Annotated in this window: 17 protein-coding genes; 1 reads left to right on the top strand and 16 read right to left on the bottom strand. The window is 43.5% G+C overall.

What is annotated here, in order from left to right; all coding sequences use genetic code 11:
- Positions 1-204: 204 nt before the first annotated feature.
- The 13 genes from adhE to ADH27_RS07435 form a co-directional block, all read right to left on the bottom strand.
- Complete coding sequence (adhE, locus tag ADH27_RS07495; protein ID WP_048717097.1) at positions 205-2856, bottom strand: bifunctional acetaldehyde-CoA/alcohol dehydrogenase; 2652 nt, start codon at positions 2854-2856, stop codon at positions 205-207.
- A gap of 358 nt (positions 2857-3214) precedes the next feature.
- Positions 3215-5032 carry an acyltransferase family protein gene (locus ADH27_RS07490; protein WP_048717095.1) on the bottom strand — a complete coding sequence of 606 codons (1818 nt, stop codon included), beginning with the start codon at positions 5030-5032 and terminating at the stop codon, positions 3215-3217.
- On the bottom strand, positions 5022-5435 hold the full coding sequence (locus ADH27_RS07485) for a membrane protein (protein WP_048717094.1): 414 nt from the start codon (positions 5433-5435) through the stop codon (positions 5022-5024). Before ADH27_RS07485 ends, ADH27_RS07490 begins: the two co-directional genes overlap by 11 nt.
- 57 nt (positions 5436-5492) lie before the next feature.
- Entirely contained in the window at positions 5493-5915 is a 423-nt protein-coding gene (locus tag ADH27_RS07480; RefSeq protein WP_048717092.1) for a low molecular weight protein-tyrosine-phosphatase, read from the bottom strand.
- A gap of 118 nt (positions 5916-6033) precedes the next feature.
- Entirely contained in the window at positions 6034-6600 is a 567-nt protein-coding gene (locus tag ADH27_RS07475; RefSeq protein ID WP_048717091.1) for a nucleotidyltransferase family protein, read from the bottom strand.
- A gap of 6 nt (positions 6601-6606) precedes the next feature.
- Positions 6607-7605 carry a Holliday junction branch migration DNA helicase RuvB gene (ruvB, locus tag ADH27_RS07470; protein ID WP_048717090.1) on the bottom strand — a complete coding sequence of 333 codons (999 nt, stop codon included), beginning with the start codon at positions 7603-7605 and terminating at the stop codon, positions 6607-6609.
- A gap of 811 nt (positions 7606-8416) precedes the next feature.
- Positions 8417-9457 carry an aldose epimerase family protein gene (locus ADH27_RS07465; RefSeq protein WP_048717089.1) on the bottom strand — a complete coding sequence of 347 codons (1041 nt, stop codon included), beginning with the start codon at positions 9455-9457 and terminating at the stop codon, positions 8417-8419.
- Positions 9458-9484: 27 nt separating this feature from the next.
- Positions 9485-10648 carry an SIS domain-containing protein gene (locus tag ADH27_RS07460; RefSeq protein ID WP_048717087.1) on the bottom strand — a complete coding sequence of 388 codons (1164 nt, stop codon included), beginning with the start codon at positions 10646-10648 and terminating at the stop codon, positions 9485-9487.
- Between the two features lie 97 nt (positions 10649-10745).
- Positions 10746-11150: a PTS sugar transporter subunit IIA gene (locus tag ADH27_RS07455; RefSeq protein ID WP_048717085.1), complete on the bottom strand. Its 405-nt coding sequence runs from the start codon at positions 11148-11150 to the stop codon at positions 10746-10748.
- A gap of 11 nt (positions 11151-11161) precedes the next feature.
- Positions 11162-11980, bottom strand: coding sequence for a PTS system mannose/fructose/sorbose family transporter subunit IID (locus ADH27_RS07450; protein WP_048717083.1), 819 nt, complete (start codon positions 11978-11980; stop codon positions 11162-11164).
- Positions 11967-12881: a PTS mannose/fructose/sorbose/N-acetylgalactosamine transporter subunit IIC gene (locus tag ADH27_RS07445; RefSeq protein WP_048717082.1), complete on the bottom strand. Its 915-nt coding sequence runs from the start codon at positions 12879-12881 to the stop codon at positions 11967-11969. Before ADH27_RS07445 ends, ADH27_RS07450 begins: the two co-directional genes overlap by 14 nt.
- 39 nt (positions 12882-12920) lie before the next feature.
- On the bottom strand, positions 12921-13397 hold the full coding sequence (locus ADH27_RS07440) for a PTS system mannose/fructose/N-acetylgalactosamine-transporter subunit IIB (protein ID WP_023027469.1): 477 nt from the start codon (positions 13395-13397) through the stop codon (positions 12921-12923).
- Complete coding sequence (locus tag ADH27_RS07435; protein WP_048717080.1) at positions 13394-15181, bottom strand: glycoside hydrolase family 35 protein; 1788 nt, start codon at positions 15179-15181, stop codon at positions 13394-13396. The genes ADH27_RS07440 and ADH27_RS07435 overlap by 4 nt, the downstream gene beginning before the upstream one ends.
- A gap of 132 nt (positions 15182-15313) precedes the next feature.
- On the opposite strand from ADH27_RS07435, the gene ADH27_RS07430 reads away from it, so the two are divergent.
- Entirely contained in the window at positions 15314-16030 is a 717-nt protein-coding gene (locus tag ADH27_RS07430; protein WP_006595289.1) for a GntR family transcriptional regulator, read from the top strand.
- 236 nt (positions 16031-16266) lie between these two features.
- Here ADH27_RS07430 and purB read toward each other — a convergent pair whose 3' ends face one another.
- The 3 genes from purB to ADH27_RS07415 are packed head-to-tail and all read right to left on the bottom strand — an operon-like array spanning position 16267 to position 18806.
- Entirely contained in the window at positions 16267-17565 is a 1299-nt protein-coding gene (gene purB, locus ADH27_RS07425) for an adenylosuccinate lyase (RefSeq protein ID WP_048717078.1), read from the bottom strand.
- Positions 17566-17619: 54 nt separating this feature from the next.
- On the bottom strand, positions 17620-17847 hold the full coding sequence (locus ADH27_RS07420; protein ID WP_048717076.1) for a hypothetical protein: 228 nt from the start codon (positions 17845-17847) through the stop codon (positions 17620-17622).
- An 8-nt stretch (positions 17848-17855) separates the two neighbouring features.
- Entirely contained in the window at positions 17856-18806 is a 951-nt protein-coding gene (locus ADH27_RS07415) for a ketopantoate reductase family protein (protein WP_048717075.1), read from the bottom strand.
- Positions 18807-18810 lie beyond the last annotated feature (4 nt).

The following is an 18810-nucleotide window of genomic DNA, read 5'->3' as shown; positions in this document are numbered from 1 at the left end:
TTGGTTTTATCAAACCATTTTATTGTAGCTTTACTTTGTGAATATTATAACATATAAAGGTAAGCGCTTGCAACATATTTATTAGATTTTTTTAAAAGACAATTTTCAGATCACAAAAATAAATTTCTATCATTAAAATGAAGAAAAATCCCCCGCTCTTTTGAGCGAGGGATAGCTGATAAACATCAGTTGTTCTCTAGCGCCTTATTTACGACGTCCTGGACGTTCTTTGTAACCATAGTATGCATCTTCGATGATTTCTTGCATATGGTCTACCATTGGAAGACGTGGGTTAGCCGGTGAACATTGATCTTCGTAAGCAAGGAAGGCCAATTCGCGAGAATGTTTCTTCCATTCTTTTTCATCGATTCCTTGCGCTTTAAAGTTCATTTGGATTCCTACGCGTTCACCAAGTTCGTAAACAGCTTTTGCATAAGCCTCTACTGCTTCTTCTGGTGTAGAGCATGGAAGTCCTAACATACGAGCGATATCTTGATACTTCTCATCTGCACGGTAGTAGTTGTACTTAGGCCATGTCGCTGTCTTAGCCGGACGTGTACCGTTGTAACGGATAACGTATGGAAGCAAGATCGCATTGGTGCGTCCGTGAATTGTGTGGAATTGCGCACCAATCTTGTGGGCCATTGAGTGAGAAATACCGAGGAAGGCATTGGCGAAGGCCATACCTGCGATAGTTGACGCATTGTGCATCTTTTCGCGTGAATGGAAGTCCGCGTTCTTCACTGAGCTTTCCAAGTTTTCGAAGACAAGTTTGATGGCTTGAAGAGCAAGACCATCAGTGTAGTCGCTAGCCATTTGTGATACGTAAGCTTCAGTCGCGTGAGTCAAAACGTCCATACCAGTGTCTGCTGCAACAGATCCTGGAACAGTCAATACCAAAGCAGGGTCTACGATGGCAACGGTTGGTGTCAATGAGTAGTCAGCGATTGGGTATTTACGGTTGTTTGCTTTATCAGAGATAACGGCAAATGGTGTTACTTCAGATCCTGTACCAGATGTTGTTGGGATGGCAATGAATTTGGTCTTCTTACCAAGCAATGGGAACTTGAAGGCACGTTTACGGATATCCATGAATTTTTGAACCAAGTCACGGAAGTCCACTTCTGGTTGTTCGTAGAAGAGCCACATTACTTTAGCCGCATCCATTGGAGATCCACCACCGAGAGCGACGATGGTATCTGGTTTGAAGGCACGCATGATCTCTGTACCACGTTCAACGGTTGTAATATCTGGATCTGGTTCTACGTCTGCAAAGATTTGGTAAACTACCTTATTGCGACGAAGGTCAAGCTGTTCAATGATGCGATCAAGGAAACCAAGCTCTACCATAGCGTGGTCTGTAACGATCATGACACGTTCAACGTCACGACATTTTTGTAGGTATTCAATTGAATCACGTTCAAAGTATGTTTTTGAAGGTAGTTTCATCCATTGCATGTTATTTCTCCGGCGTCCGACTTTTTTGATATTCAAGAGGTTGATGGCACTAACGTTGTCCCCAACAGAGTTGCGTCCGTAAGAACCACATCCAAGTGTTAATGATGGCAAGAAGGCATTGTAAACATCCCCAATACCACCGAAAGTCGAAGGAGAGTTGCAGATCACACGAATGGCTTTGACTGCTTTACCAAATTCTTTGGTCAATTCTTCGTCTGCTGTATGGATAGCAGCTGAGTGACCAAGACCATTGAATTCGACCATTTGGCGTGCTTTGTTAATTCCGTCTTCACGGCTTTCAGATTTCAAGACTGCGATGACTGGTGACAATTTTTCACGAGTCAAAGGCTCTTTTTCACCAACTTCTTTACATTCTGCCGCAAGGATATTGGTTCCTTCTGGAACTGAGAAGCCAGCTTGTTCTGCGATCCATGCCGCTGGTTTCCCAACGATATCCGCATTCAATTTCGCACCCGCACAGTTTTTGCTGTTAGCTTTCACACCAAAGCAGAACTCTTCAAGAAGGGCTTTTTCTTTTTTGTTAACGAAGTAAGTGTGGTAAGATTTGAATTCTTCAACAAACTCATCGTAGATTTCTTTATCGATGATAACCGCTTGTTCAGACGCACAAACCATACCATTGTCAAATGATTTAGACATAACGATATCATGTGCTGCTTGGCGGATGTTAGCTGATTTTTCAACATAGGCAGGAACGTTTCCGGCACCTACCCCAAGAGCTGGCTTCCCACATGAGTATGCCGCTTTAACCATGGCATTCCCACCGGTCGCAAGGATAGTCGCAACTCCTTCGTGGTTCATAAGGGCACTGGTTGCTTCCATAGATGGTTGCGTGATCCATTGCACACAGTTTTCAGGAGCTCCTGCTTTAATCGCTGCATCGCGGACGATTTGTGCCGCATGAGCAGATGATTCTTGAGCGGATGGGTGGAAGGCAAAGACGATAGGGTTCCGTGTCTTCAAGGAAATCAATGCTTTAAAGATTGCTGTTGAAGTTGGGTTGGTTGTAGGAGTAATCCCGCAGACAACTCCGACAGGCTCAGCAATAAGGGTCAAACCAGTGACGTCATCTTCTGAAATGACACCAACTGTTTTCGTATGACGCATGTTATTTACTACGTGTTCACAAGCGAACAAGTTCTTAGTCGCCTTGTCTTCAAAGACTCCACGACCAGTTTCTTCATAGGCGTGAAGAGCAAGCTCACCGTGTGCGTCAAGAGCTGCTACAGATGCTTTCGCCACAATGTAGTCTACTTGCTCCTGATCCAATTTGCGCATTTCTTCAAGCGCTACGAGTGCTTTTTGCACCAACTCGTCTACGTGTTTTTCAGCAGCGAGTTTCTTTTCTTCAGGTGAGAGAGTTTTTTTATCAGCCATTTGATGCTTTCCTCCAATGTTTGAAACCCTTATCCTTTTCCGGAACTTTTTCTTGTTTTCAGAAACTTTCAAGAATAGTGTAAGAAATTTCGATTTGTTAATTTTTTCACAATATTATTGTACTCTATTTTAGAAAATTTGTAAATAGTTTCACAAAGATTTTTTTAACTTTTTTCCATGAACCCTCCTTCTCCTTCTATACAGGAGTATTTTCAAGAAAAAATTGAAGGATTTTTTTGAGAACACACTTCAATTTCACAAACAAATATTTTCACGCAATTTTTGTAAGCGTTTTCTTAATTTTACTAAAAAAAGCAATTTTCTTCAAGTGAAAATTGCTTAAATTATATAGTAAATTTTAGGGTTTAACCGGCCCCTGATTGGCTTGATCAACTGCTTCTTTCACGACGTTGGCATACAAGTTTCCTCCAACATCGATGGAACCATCTGATTCTAAACCAAAGTGGACATTATCCGTTCCAGCCCAAATCTCTGGATTATCGACAGCCACTTGGTACCAGTCTGCTACATAGACATAGTCATATTTTTTAGCCAATTCCAGCTGATACTGTCGAGTCTGAACGGTAACGCTATTGCTATCATTGGCTTCACGCCCATCATATGGGGTCACAAAGATTAAGCGATGTCCTTTTGGTAATTCTTGAACAAACTTATCCAACAATTCTTGATAATTATTAGAAGAGTTGGTTCCAAGTGCGATTACCACGTTCTTGAGTAAGACTCTATTGGCAATATCTGTTTCATATACTTTTAAGCCCGAGTCCAGATTGCGGCTCACCAAAGCATCTAATTGGATATCTGGCAGTACTTGTTTCAGATAATCTGATGCCCGGAGGTTTACAGAATCCCCGATCATGGTCACGCCATCTGATACATTGTAGGAAGTCGCTGAAGCATTGTCAACTTGGGCACGCGTGATCTGCATCTTGCTGTCGGATTGACGAAGCCCTTCGGTAATCAGGTTTTCATCAAAGGCTCCGACGCGTGGCGCAAAGAGTGCAATCCCAAACATGAGCAAGGTCAAGGGAATCGCGCTGTAAAAGAGTGGTTTCGTGAAACTTCTGAGATCCATCGAGATCCCAAAAATCTTCGGTTCACGTCCAGCCAAGGTTGGTTCAATAATATAGAAACTCAAGGCAGCAAGACTAAAGGATACAAGCGCTGTTAATAGAGAAGCCCAGCCATTGGTCATTAATTGAGAAAAGATGATGTAAAATGGCCAGTGGAAGAGATAAACCCCATAACTGGTATCTGCTATAAAGGTAATTACTGCTGGTTCTTTCTGATTCGGTGTCTTTTCATGAAGGACACGCGTCATCACAATCATCACAGATGCAGCAAGAGTTGCTACTAAAAAGCCAAATAAATAGGTCCAAACACTATCAAAGGGAAGGATAAAGGTCAAGACCAATAAAACTAGAAAAGCACCCGCTAAAATCGCTAACGTCTTCTGTAGAGATAGCTTCTTCACTAATTGAGTAAGATTTGGGCTGGTCGTTGTAATCCCTGTCACTGTCGCTAAAGCACTCCCCACAAAGAAAGGAAAGACGTGAGCGATACTAGAAAAGTAGACATTGGACAAATTCTTGGTGACCAGCGCTCCGACAAAGAAGGTCAGGAAAGTCACCAAAAAGAGACCTGTCGAAGATAGGAAGATATAGCCTCTATATTGGCCAACTGATTTAGCTTTTTTACCCAAAAACCAAGCCAAGAGCGCCCAGAGGACATAGTAATGAACTTCAAGAGCCAAACTCCAAGTATGAATGAACAGATGGGGGATGAACTGACTTTCGTAACTTCCGCCACTTAACATCTCATAGAAGTTGGTCACAAAACCAAAGACGGCTGCAATCTGCGTCCCAATCCCAGCAATAAAGTCTCGTCTGACCAAGAAGGTAAAAGGCATGACCAGCAAGACCATAAAGACTAAAGGAGGGACAATCCGGTAGAAGCGTCGTCGAAGGAAGCCCTTGAGATCAATTTTTTGATGACGGGCAAACTCATCAATCAGCAGAGCCGTGATCAAAAATCCTGAGAAAGTAAAGAAGATGTCGACTCCAATAAATCCACCAGGAAAAACTTTTTGAAAGAAATGGTAGAGAAGAACGAGAAGAAGTCCCGTTATCCGTACCAATGAAAACCATTTAATTCGCATTTTGATAAATTCCTTGTTTAAACGTTCCCTTATAAACGACATTTTGTTCTGTCGTCAAGGTTCCCTGGCCTTCTGGTTGGCCATTGACAAATTCACCTTCATATTTCCAGCCAGCCTTGGCTGTAAAGGTTCCATAACCACTAAAGGTCCCATTGACAAAATTGCCCTTGTAGGTGTCCCCGTTCTCAAAAGTCACCGTCCCTTGGCCATTCATCTTGCCACGGACGATACTGCCGTCGTAGCGAATAGCTCCCTTATCGAGGGTCAAAACACCTCCGAAAGGAATGGAGGAAAGAAAAACCCACAAAGCAGACAGAACAATAATCCCCAAGGACAATCGTTCAATATTCTCTCTCGTAACATAGACCTTATAGGTCTCATATAGTTCTTTTATTTTTTCCATATTCTGTTCATTCTGTTTCTATTCAACCGGTTACTCATTTAAGGAGTATGTCTGAAACTAATCTTCTATTCGTTCCAACCACTCTTGACAACCAGCTAGGACACGGCGATAGGTCTCTTCGAAATCTCCTGTGTACCATGGATCTGGGACACTTTCTCCTGCAAAGAGATGAATCTTGTGCTCTGTTCCAGGCGGTGCCATTCGTTTGAGGTCAGCCACATTGTTCTCATCCATTCCTAAGATCAGATCAAAGGTATGAAAATCTTGGTCACTGATTTGAAGAGATGTTTTAGACGCATCATAGGGCACGCCATGACTGCGAAAAATCTTTTGAGTCCCTTGGTGAATAGGGTTCCCGTGCTCCCAGTTAGATGTAGCACGACTTTCAATCTCATACTGGTTGGTCAAATCCTTCATGACAAACTCTGCCATGGGGCTCCGACAAATATTTCCTAAACACACAAATACAATTTTTTTCATGACAGCACCTCCTTTCTATTATAACAGAATGTGAGAAAAATATAATCTGCTAAAATTATAATTTTGAGGCAAGATGAAAAAAGCCTGTCCACCGTTGAGGTGGGCTGACTTTCTTTTTTTATTCAGGCAGGATGATCTGAAGGGCTGGCCATTTGCGTTTCCAATCTTTCTTCCGCATACGCTCTGTATAAACCGCCAAACGCTCGGGACTAGCTAAAAAATGTGGAGTTGGCTGAACGACGAAATCTTCGATATCCCTTGCCCCATAGGGGAGAAAGAGCTCTAGCTGACCATCTTTCCTTAAGCAAACCGCAAGGGCCGTACACTGCTCGGGGTATTTGGAAACCGCATCACTGGCATTGCGATAAGGAGCTGTCCCCGGACTATGCTGGTGCATGTAGACTTGATTTTTGACTTCCCAAGCGTACTGGGGATAGGTCTTCTTTAATTCCTGCTCGATCTGGAGAGTCTCCTCATAGCTAATCGTAGGGTCATAAAAGACCAGATCCAGATCTGTCGACGCGTCAAACCCTGATCTGCCAGAAAGCTGGTTCCAGATAAAATTGCGCACAGCACCCGCTGCTAACCAGGCATCTGCCAGGTTGAGATCTCGAATAATAGCCAAGACTGTCATCATCTCTTGATCCGCTTGGATTTGCTCTACTATCGCTTCTTCCGTCAGCATCTTCTTCTAGTCTCCATTGTAGGGATAACCCAGGTGTTCATAAGCTTTGCGGGTCGCCACGCGCCCTGTCCGGGTCCGCATGATAAAGCCTTTTTGAATCAAGTAAGGCTCATACATATCTTCTACGGTCTCTCGCTCTTCAGCAATATTGACCGATAGGGTCCCAAGGCCAACCGGGCCGCCACCGTACATCTCAATCATGGTCCGCAGGATCTTTTGATCGACATAGTCCAGTCCTTCATGGTCCACATCCAGCATAGAGAGGGCCTTGTCTGTAATGGTGACGTCAATCAAGCCGTCGCCCATAATCTGGGCAAAATCACGCACCCGCTTCAGCAAACGGTTGGCAATCCGAGGAGTCCCCCGACTACGAAGAGAAAGCTCTTCGGCAGCCTCGTGGGTAATCTCCATCTCAAAGATCTCGGCGGTCCGCTCGACAATCTCTGTCAAATCATCTTGCTCATAGTATTCCATGTGTCCGGTAATCCCAAAGCGAGCGCGCAAGGGATTGGACAGCATCCCAGCTCGAGTCGTCGCCCCAATCAGAGTGAAAGGAGGAAGATCCAGGTGGACACTCCGGCTAGTCTCGCCAGCACCAATCATAATGTCGATGTAAAAATCTTCCATGGCGCTGTATAGCACTTCTTCGACTGACATAGGCAGACGGTGGATCTCATCGATAAAGAGGACATCGCCCGGCTCTAAGTCATTAAGGATGGCTACTAAGTCACCAGCCTTTTCAATGACAGGACCGGAAGTCTGCTTGAGATTGACACCCAGTTCATTGGCAATGACAAAAGCCATGGTGGTTTTCCCAAGCCCTGGAGGGCCAAAAAGAAGGACATGATCCAGCGCTTCATCCCGAAGCTTGGCTGCCTCAATAAAGATTTTTAGCTGGTCTTTAACCTTATCTTGACCAATATATTCATGCAAATATTGTGGGCGCAGCGTCCGTTCAACAGCCTCTTCATCGCCCATGATTTCATTGTCTAAAATTCTACTCATACAGTCTATTATAGCAAAAAATGATGCCTCTGATGATTTAAAATCATATTCTATCAAATATTTCACTAATTATTGATTGTTAGGTATTGGGAATCGATTCCCCTCTTAAACTACCTTGTTTCTTTTTAAGGAATGTAGTCCTCTCTGTTGTTCGAACTGCGTCAATGTACCTAAGCTCGCTGATACTCGTAAAGAATAAGGAACGTAGTTTTCGCTCCGCTCAAACTGCATCAACGTACCTAAGCTCACTAACGTTTGTTAAGAAATAAGGATCGTAGTTCTCACTAGCGTTCGAACTGCGTCAATGTACCTAAACTCGTCTACGTCCCTATCAGGCTTGGTTAGATGAAATAGGTTTAGTAATAATTACATAACGCAGTGGTTGATTGGTATCTTTGTTCGCTCTTATAGCTCCAAAGATTACCTACTAATGAGGAAACGATGTTTCCTATATCCGCAAACCTCAAACAGTCTCCCAGACTGTTTGACCTGTGCGGGGGTGAGACAATTGAAAAGGTTTGGGGAACCTTTTCAACCTGAGACAAAAAATAAGGAAGCGAAGCAATTTTAAAAAATTGTTCTGTCTCACTCCCAGAAAAAAAGCCACCGGTTTTGGTGGCTCTTATAGGGAGATTATTATGAAAAAGTTTTAGGAGTTTTATCATTCAAAGTTAGGAGGTCTTTGATGATGGTATTAGTATACGACGGGAAGCTTAAAGTTTCCTTATAGTCTTTTTAAAAAATTTTTTCTAAAAAAGAGAGGTTCCAAGCAAGGTTTTCACATCCTTGTTTGTCGCCCTCTCTTTCTTATCTATTTCTTAGCGATGGCATGGTAGCTAGTCTTGCTGGTGAAGACTTGACCTGCTTTCAAGATAACCTTTTCAGCTTGGTCACTATGAATGGCGTCTGGTACGATTTGGAATTCCAAGGCCAGGCCATTGTGTTGAACCATTGGTTGCCCTTCCAGATAAACAGTATCATCCACAAAGTTAGCTGAATACACCACCAAGACGGGAGCTTCTGACTTGAAGGTCAAGAAACGTCCAGATGGCTGATGGTAAAGAAAGCCTGCATTCTCATGCCCTTCTGGCAGAGTGAAAGGATGGTCCAAGCCTTCTACCAGGCGGATTTGCGGATCCGAATCCTTAAAGAGATCCTCTAAGAGCATAGCTTGGTAGAGATGCTGAACGATCGGACTTTCTTTGTCCACAGTGTGAAGAGGGACACCGTCGGGATGGATAGGGTAAAGCCCTTGATGGTTGATCTGAAAGACATGATCATTAATCGGCTGTGTGAAGTTGCCTGATAGGTTGAAATAGCTGTGGTTGGTCGGATTAACTAGAGTATCTTGGTCCGTTTCTACTCGATAGCTGATTTCCAACTCCCCTGCTTCCGTCAAGCCATAAGTCACCCAGATCTTGAGATTTCCAGGGAAACCACCGGTACCATCTGCACGCTCTGTGTACAGGGTGATTTCTTGGTCTGTCACGGATTCCACGCTAAACAAGGCGCTGTCCCAGCCAGTCGATCCACTGTGGTTGCAGTTGGCACCATTATTGGCTTCTAAGTGATAGGTTTGACCATTGAGCTCAAAGCTGGCCCCTGCGATCCGACCAGCAACTGGACCAATGCTGGCTCCATACTTGGGGCTATTGCCGACATAGGCATCAAAATTGTCAAAGCCCAACACAATATTGGCGAATTGATCCTGTTTGTCAGGCGTCACATACTCTAAGATCGTCGCCCCATAGGTCATGACAGACAATTGATAACCCAGGTCATTTTCGAGGCGATAAGCTTCTACGTCTTGGCCGTCCAGTTGACCAAATAGATATTTTTGATAGTGTTTCACAAGTTGTCTCCTCCAAGATCATTCATTCTAGTGAAAAGGGTGAATCACCACTCCTTGTACAACACGGTTGACTGTTCCAGTTGGTGATGGCGTGTCTGGGCGGTTTTGAACCTTGAGCGAAGTCAAGAGAGAAATCAATTGACCGTAGATAATGTAAGGGAAGGCACGGTAGATATCTAGTGAGTCTGCAGAAGCTTCTACTAACACTTCTCGTACCTGCTCAATACCTGCAGCTTGGTCCGTCAAGAGGACGACCTGACGGGCAATCTGATCCCCTGCTACTTCTCCAACCAAATCTAGATCATACTGACGCGTATAAGGATCAATGGAGCCAAATACCAAAACTAGAGTTTGGTCATTGATAAGGGATTTCGGTCCGTGACGGAAGCCGACAGGACTCTCGTACATGGTCGCGATTTTACCGGCAGTCAATTCCAAAATCTTGAGCTGAGCTTCGTGAGCTAGCCCAAAGAAAGGTCCTGCCCCCAGATAGATGACGCGTTCGAAATCTAAATCTACAACTTCCTTGACCTCACGGTCTTCCTCCAAGACTTGCTCTGACAGACGAATCAGTTCTTCTACTCGTTTTTCCTTGATTTCTTCCTCACTTGGATCAAAGACCAAGAGGGCTGTCAAGAGCATAGAGGTAAAGCTGGAGGTCATGGCAAAGCCGGCGTCGTTGGTTTCTTTCGGCTGTAAGAGCAAGAGATTGCGCTCATCTCCGTGGGCTTGCTGGGCCAGTTTTCCTTCTGCTGCACAAGTAATGGTGATCTGATAAAGTTCATCAACCAAGTCTTGGGCCAGTTGCACAGTTGCGACACTCTCTGGAGAGTTGCCACTTCGTGCGAAGGAAACCAAGACAGTCGCCACTTCTTTTTTGAGATAGATTTGTGGATGCGCCACGATATCGGTCGTCGCAATGGATTGGAAATTCCAATGGCGCTCATCGTGCACTTCCTGCAAATACGGAACCAAGGTGTCCCCCACATAGGCTGATGTCCCTGCCCCTGTCAAGATGACCTTGATGTAGCCATGACGCTTCCCAATAGCCTCTAAAAACTCTTGGATTTCTTTTGCTTTCTCTTGATAGAGACGATAGGTTTCTTTCCAAACTGTTGGTTGCTGGTAAATTTCGCGTGTCGTAATCTCAGCCCCCAGTTCCAGCAGTTCTTCTTTTGTATAATCTAGCATGCTTCTCCTCTTTTCTACTCGCCTTATAAGCGGTAAGAGGCCGAGACAATTGTCCCAGCCCCATTCCGAATGTTCAAGCGGTTTTCGCTATCGTATTTTACTCATCCTCGTCGTCATCAAAGCTGGATAAGAGATCATTAACCTTCACGATGCTTTCTTGTGCACGCGCTGGATAAGCCTCTTCTCCTCCGACCAGGCTGTTATTAATAAATTCAATTACCATTGGCAAGTTCATCCCTGCATAGAGGTCAATGGCGCGCCCTTCAAGAATCAGACGACTAACCGTATTACAAGGAGTGCCTCCCAAAAGATCCGCAAAGACGATATAGTCATCGAAGTCTGCAACACAGGCTTCAAACTTGGCTGTAAACTCCTCAGGACCTTCCTCTGGCAAGAGGGCCACGGCATGAATGTTGTCTTGTGGTCCCATAATCATTTCTGTACTGGCTTTGAGCTCTTCACAGAAGCGACCATGACTGACCAATACTAGGTGTTTTGCCATACCTTACTCCATTATTCCATTCCAAAGAAGAAATGTCCAAAGGCAGAGAAGGAAATAGCTGCGACGATAATCAACAAGATAGCCTTGGTTGAGTTCATACCTTTACGTCCAAGCAACCAGTAGATCACTCCTGTGATGATAGCTGGTACCAAGCGTGGGAAGATCAAATTAAGCATGTCTTGGATATCAATAGCTTTATCCCCGATGTGTGGCATCCATGAGACATCCACATTGATCATAGACGCGATCAAGGCACCGACCATGAAGATACCAAGAACAGAAGCTGCGTCGATTAAAGCTGTCAAGGTACTTTGCATGTTGTTGATGAGGTTAACCCCTTCTTTATAGGCAAATTCCAACTGTTTCCAACGGAAAATGTCATAAGCAACTGCCACAGCGATCCACAATAAGATACCGGCTGGGTTTCCTGCAACAGCCAAAGTTGCTGCGATTGAACCCATAATAGCTGGTACCAATGATCCAAAGATTGAGTCCCCAAGAGGAGCGAATGGTCCCATGAGACCTGTCTTGATCCCGTTCACCGCATCTTTTGATTTGACACCATCTTTTTCTTCCAAAGCAAGGTCAAAACCAGTGATAATGGTGTGGAAGAATGGTGAAGTATTGAAGAATTGCGTATGCAATTTCATCATTTCTTTCAATTCTGGAGTGCCATCACCATACATTTTCCGCAATTGTGGAAGAAGCATATAAAGGTAACCAGAAGCCTGCATCCGTTCGTAGTTCCAACCCAATTGGAAGGTGAAGAGGCTACGTTTGTTGATTTGTTTAAAATCTTCTTTTGTTAGTTTGTAATTAGAATTCGTCATCTTCAATTTCCCCGCTTTCTGATTCAGTTACTGGAGCAGCTACGACTGTACGTTGACTGTTTTTGAAGTGTTGTACTGCAAGGAAGATACCGATAATGGCAATACCAATCATAGATACACTCTTGAAGTTGTTAACAAAAGTAATAGCTTGTTCTTTTGGAAGTTTAGCGAACACTTCAGAACCAACAATGCTAGACACTGCAGCACCAAGGCTTTGAACGTTGCTATAAAGCACTGTCAACATTGCTGTTAAGCCAAATCCAAGTGCTAAGTAGTGAAGGTTACGACGAACAGGAAGGTAACGAAGCAAGATCGCAAATCCAAGACCTGGAAGCATACGTCCTGCAAGTGTCAAACCATTCGCAATCCATTTATATTGTTCAACAAAGTCTACAATAGATTGAACATAAGCCCCACCGAACTTAAGAGCTAAGAAGACTGGAAGGGCACGAGAAAGAGCCCAAGGAAGAGCACCGAGAAGGTAGTTGCGTTCAATTCCTTTGTAGTCAAAGCGTTCAATCGCCGCATCAATACGGTGTGCAAAGGCAGTTGTACTCATCCGACCAAGGATATCTGCATAAGTCAAGAGACCTGCTACCGGAACGGCAATGGTTGAAATCGCAATTTCTGGTTTGATTCCTTGTGCTACTGAGAAGGCAGTCGCAAGAACGGCACCAGAAGTGGCGTCAATACGAGAAGCTCCACCGAAAGTACCAACACCGAGCACTGTCAATTGAAGAGAAGCTCCGATAAATAGACCTGTCTTTAAATCTCCCATGACAAGTCCTGTAATGAAACCAGCAAAGACTGGTGATCCTGCTGATGAAACGATCGTCAACTCATCACAGATTTGATAAGCTGAGTACAAAGTAAGTAGTAAAATTTGCCACCATTGTATCATGACAATTTCCTCCTAAAATTTTTCTTTTTTATTTATAAACTATTTGAGCAACTTCAAGAAGTCTTCAACTGGATCATTTGGAACCATTTGAGCAGTTAACTTAACTCCTTTTTCAGCTAGCTTGTGGAAAGCTTCCACATCGGCATCCACTACGTTGATCGAACGAGTAATCGGACGAGTCTCATCTGATTGAGACATGTTCCCTACGTTTAAGGTTTCAAGTGGTACACCTGCTTCTACCAAACCAAGGAAGCGGTCTGGCTTGCGGGCTACGATGAAGAGACGTTGGCTGTCATATTTTCCAGCCAAGATATTTTCTGCAGCCTTTGCCACTGGCAAGATACTAAGCTTAACACCAGGTGGTGTCGCTAATTTCAAGCCACTTTTTTCGATATCATTTTGAGCGACTTCATCATCGATCACCATGATACGTGAAACATTAAGTTTGGTAGTCCAAAGGTTGGCTACCTGCCCGTGGATCAAACGTCCATCGATACGGCATCCTACAATAGTCATAAGTTTTCCCCCTTTACTTCTTTGAATGTAGGTTGTGAAACAAGTTTTAAGGTCTCCTTCCAAGTGCCCTCTGTCTCAAAGACGAGGATCTCATTTTCCCCATCTTTGAGAAAACCATGAGGGATGTAGAGGGAGAGTGTTGGACCGACTTCCCAGAAACGACCGATATGGTGGCCATTTACAAGAACGATCCCTTTTCCAAATCCAGTCATATCAAGGAAGGTATCCTCAACCTGATCTAGATGAAAAGCAAATTGATAAAAAGCTGGTTGACCTTCTTGCCATTCTTTCGAAAAATCCAAGCGGTCCAGCTGGCTAAAATCAAGCGCATATTGTTTCCAATGAAGCTTGAAATGAAGATCGATACAAACCCCAGTTCGGATTCCTTTTCGTTGGGTGTCCGCTAAGAGTTTGTGCCCATAATTGACTCTTCCCATGTTTTCGATCAAGAGTTTTAAGTTTGTAATCGTTTTCTTTTTTCCGTTTAAAAAAAGATCTTGACCGATTTCTTCTTGGTATTGAGTGGCAATCAGCTGATCATTGGCATAAACCTGTACCCGATCACGCGCATCGATGATACGCAAGCGCTCTTCTTCCGCATCCATTTCAACTTCTGTCTCATAGAGCAGATAGCCTAAAGGATGAGCAATTTCTTCCATGGTCTGTGGGTAAAGACTTTCGGTGACCTGAGCAATCTTGTTTAAATTGCCAAACAAACTAGTCTTTTTGGTCAACTCCAATGTTCGTTCAGATAAACTCGACTTCACAAGAGGATCCATCTGTGGATACTCTGGATAGTAGGTCGCCATCATCTGCTTGACTGCATCGTACTTAGGAGTCGGGTTACCCTGCTCATCTAAGAGAGCGTCATAGTCGTAGGATGTCACCTGTGGGAGATCCACGGTCCCTCGTGCTGAGCAACCGTTCATAAATCCGAAGTTGGTCCCACCATGAAACATGTAGAGATTGATTGAGCCTTCCTGTAAGACCTCATGGACTGCTTCTGCCAACTCTTCTGGATCTCGCTTGATGATGGGTTCTTTCCAACGATTGAACCAGCCATCCCAAAATTCCATACACATGAGTGGCCACTTTTTGTCATGCTCCGCAAAGAACTCTTTCATCTGAGAGAAGTTGTAATTGGCTCGCGAACCAAAATTACCGGTTACAAAGAGTCCATCCTCAATCAAAGTCCCTGCTCGAAGAGTCGCCCTCCAAGGTCCATCAGAAGTAAAGAGTGGACAAGTAATATCCCGCTCAATCATTAGATCTCTGATCGCCCGAAGATAGGCTTTGTCTTCGCCGTAAGAGCCGTATTCGTTCTCGACCTGCATCATGAGGATATTGCCCCCACGATCCAATTGGTACTTGGCTACACGTGGCAGGAGTTCGTCGTAATAGCGAGCCACTTCCTTGAGAAAGGCCGGATTCGATGAGCGAATGCGAAGGTCTTCTTCGATTAACCAGGCTGGCAAGCCCCCAAATTCCCACTCCGAACAAATAAACGGCGATGGACGGAGGATCACATACAGATCCAACTCTTGAGCTACTTGGATAAAGTGCTCCAGATCCAAATTCCCTTCAAAGTGAAAGTGGCCTCTTTGTGGCTCATGAGCATTCCATGGAACATAGGTTTCAACAGTATTAAAACCTAGAGCTTTTAGGTTATATAAGGAATGATACCAATCCTCACGATCGATCCGAAAATAATGAATTGCACCAGATAAAATCTTAAAAGGTTGATCATTTAAATAAAAATCTTCACGGATTTCAAATGCCCCCATACTGAGAACCTCCTTCTAAGAAACCCTTTTCATTTATTAATATAATATATTAATAAAAAAATGTCAACAACTTTTAAAAAAATATGTTAAAATAATATTAACAAGGGATATCCGAAAGAAGAGGTGAAGTACATGGCAATCCCAAAATACCAACACATCAAAGATGATTTGAAGCAACAAATTATCTCAGGCAAATTCGAAAATGGAGATAAATTTTACACAGAAGCCGAGCTGATTAAGATTTATAATGTTAGCTCGATTACTGTTGTTCGTGCTTTGAACGATTTGGCTAGCGATGGATACATCGTCCGCCAACAAGGAAAAGGAACCTTTGTTTCGCGCGCTAGAAAACACAAACTGGTTGAGTTTTCAGACGTTGAAACCTTCCCTATCCAAAAAGCGACTGTAAAAGTTCTCTCTATCAAGCGTGGCAACGCACTGAACATCTTGGATAAACTAGGGCTCGCTCCGACTCAATTCTATTATAAGATTGATCGGACCCGTCATATCGGTGAAGATACCTATATCTACCACCAGACTTATGTCCCAGAGCAATATATTAACCCAAATTATCCGAGCTTAGATTACTACAGTTCGATTTATGATCGCTTTAAAGAAGATTATCATATCCATATGAATGATGAACACTTTGAAGAAATCAATGATATTGTATTTCCAACACCAAGCAAAATCGCTTCTGTGTTGAATATCGATGAAAACTTCCCAACTGTCCGTCAAGTGAAGACGACAAAATTGGAAGCGACCGGTCAAATTCTCGAATATAGCGAAACCTATAAACGTGGCGACTACTATAAAATCAAATTTATCTCTTGTGATCGTGATCATTGATCATTCAAAGTCTGGGGTCTGGCCTCAGACTTTTATGATACAAATTATAGCATGAAATAATAGTTCCTAAAACATGTAAAACGAATAATCTATAATTAGTGATAGACTTCCTATAAATAGTTTAATCAGTCAAAATTTATTATGATAAATTCAGGGCCTAGAGCACCTGATATCGGCAAAGAAAAAGACAAACATCTTCAGATGTTTGTCTTTTTTTGATCAAGTCTATAAGGGGCTTAGTCACCCAAACCGATGCGTTCGAAGATTTCATCCACCCGTTTGGTGTAATAAGTTGGGTTGAAGATTTCATCGATTTCTTCTTGAGTGAGGCGTGAAGTCACTTCTGGATCTGCTTCAAGAAGTGGTTTGAAGTCGACTTGGTTATCCCATGATTGGGCAGTCTTTGGTTGAACAAGGTCGTACGCTTGCTCACGTGTCATCCCTTTTTCAATCAAAGTAAGCATAGCACGTTGGCTGAAGATAAGACCAAATGTAGAGTTCATGTTGCGAACCATGTTTTCAGGGAAGACTGTCAAGTTCTTAACGATGTTTCCGAAACGGTTGAGCATGTAGTCAATCAAGATGGTTGTATCTGGTGCAATGATACGCTCAGCTGATGAGTGAGAGATATCCCGTTCGTGCCAAAGGGCTACGTTTTCATAAGCTGTGACCATGTGACCACGGATCACACGCGCAAGACCTGTCATGTTTTCAGAACCGATAGGGTTGCGTTTGTGAGGCATTGCTGAAGATCCTTTTTGACCTTTGGCAAAGAACTCTTCCACTTCACGTTGTTCTGATTTTTGAAGACCACGGATTTCAGTTGCCATCCGCTCAATCGAAGTTGCGATGCTAGCAAGAACTGCAAAGTACTCAGCATGAAGGTCACGAGGAAGCACTTGTGTAGAGATTTCTTGAGCACGGATACCTAATTTGTCGCAGACGTATTTTTCAACGAATGGTGGGATATTGGCAAAGTTACCAACCGCACCAGAAATCTTACCAGCTTCCACACCAGCAGCCGCATGCTCGAAACGCTCGATGTTCCGTTTCATTTCGCTGTACCAAGTTGCTAATTTAAGACCAAAAGTTGTCGGCTCAGCGTGCACACCGTGGGTACGACCCATCATGATGGTGAACTTGTGTTCTTTCGCTTTGTCAGCAATGATGTTGAGGAAGTTTTCAAGATCCTTGCGGATAATGTCGTTGGCTTGTTTGTAGAGGTAACCATAGGCCGTATCGACCACGTCAGTAGAAGTCAAACCATAGTGAACCCACTTACGTTCTTCACCAAGCGTTTCAGAAACCGCACGTGTGAAAGCCACCACATCGTGACGCGTCTCCTGCTCGATTTCCAAAATACGGTCGATGTCAAAGTCCGCTTTTTCACGAATCAAAGCCACATCTTCCTTAGGAATTTCCCCCAACTCAGCCCATGCTTCGTCAGCCAAGATTTCCACCTCAAGCCAAGCACGGTATTTATTTTCTTCAGTCCAAATGTTCGCCATTTCAGGGCGGCTATATCTATCAATCATGTTTAATTTTCCTTTCTTTTGATGTTTCACATCAGTTAGCAACCAACAGTCGTTTTATTTAAATTCTTCTTTCCCGATCCACACAGATGGATAGTGATCTAGTGTATTCAAATCCGTATCCAGTGGGACATCATAGATGGCTAAATAGTTTTCAGGATATTGTGCAATTAGCTCTTCATACTTAGCTTTCACTTTTTCGTGATCACTACTAGCATACAAGACTTCGACGACTGCCCCTGTCTTCTCTTTTTCAACAAAGGCGTTGACAATGAGTTGAATCATAAAACCTCCTAAATCGAAATGCCCTTCATATTTGCTTCCAGAATAGGCATCTTGACACCTAATTCCTGACCAGTTTGATAAACACTTTGACAACAATAGAAGATATCCTGTTTGTCATTGTGCAAGGTCATGATTTTTCGGGTCAGCTCATTTTTAGCAAACATGACTTTCATGGCTTTTCCGGCAATCCAAGCGGGAATTTTATAAGGTAAGAGTTCGGCTTTGTAAAGCTTCAAATTCACCCCACGCGCTTCTACGACTTTCAAAGCTTCCCGAATGGCCTTAATGGCTAATGATAATTCCGAAGAACTATTCATCAAGTTCAAAGCCAATTCTTCTGGATTTTCCAGATTCCCTGAACGTGCAGCTGTCGAAGTAACACCCGCATTAATCGCCATGTGAATCCAAATCCACTCGACCATATCATGAGGCACTTCCCACTTCAAATCTGCAGAAGTCAGCAAAGTCGTCAGATCACCATAGTTAGAAATGTGTGCTTTTTGCTCACCTTCTAGCATTAAATGGTCGAACAAGACACCATCCAAATGGTCCTCCTGCATGTGACCTCCAGCTGTCGGAAAACCTAAAATATAGTCGTAGTCCCCTGCCCACTCTTGGACATCTTTTCGTGTATTCCAGAAATTGCAGAAGAAAACGAGGGTGCCTTTGATATTATTTTTTCGCAAGGTTTCCACGGCTTCTTTGACAAAACCATGACGTACACTTAGAAAAATAAAATCATATTCCGAATCAGCTTCCGCCACATGAACCTCATAGGTGTCGTGTTTGTTTTCACCTTTGGAATGATAGCGACCATCTAGTAGATCAACCGACAACTCCTTCGGAGCTGTGTTTTTCTTACTATTTCTCAGTACGTGTTCCACTTGATGGCCTGCTTTTTGAAAGGCGTAGGCATAAGTAGTCCCGATGACTCCAAGTCCTAGAATCGCTATTTTCACTTAA

Origin of the sequence: Streptococcus sp. 343_SSPC, assembly GCF_001072385.1 — a bacterium.
GTDB lineage: Bacteria > Bacillota > Bacilli > Lactobacillales > Streptococcaceae > Streptococcus.
Note: the sequence above shows the minus strand (reverse complement) of the source record. Positions and strands in the feature narration are given on the sequence as shown.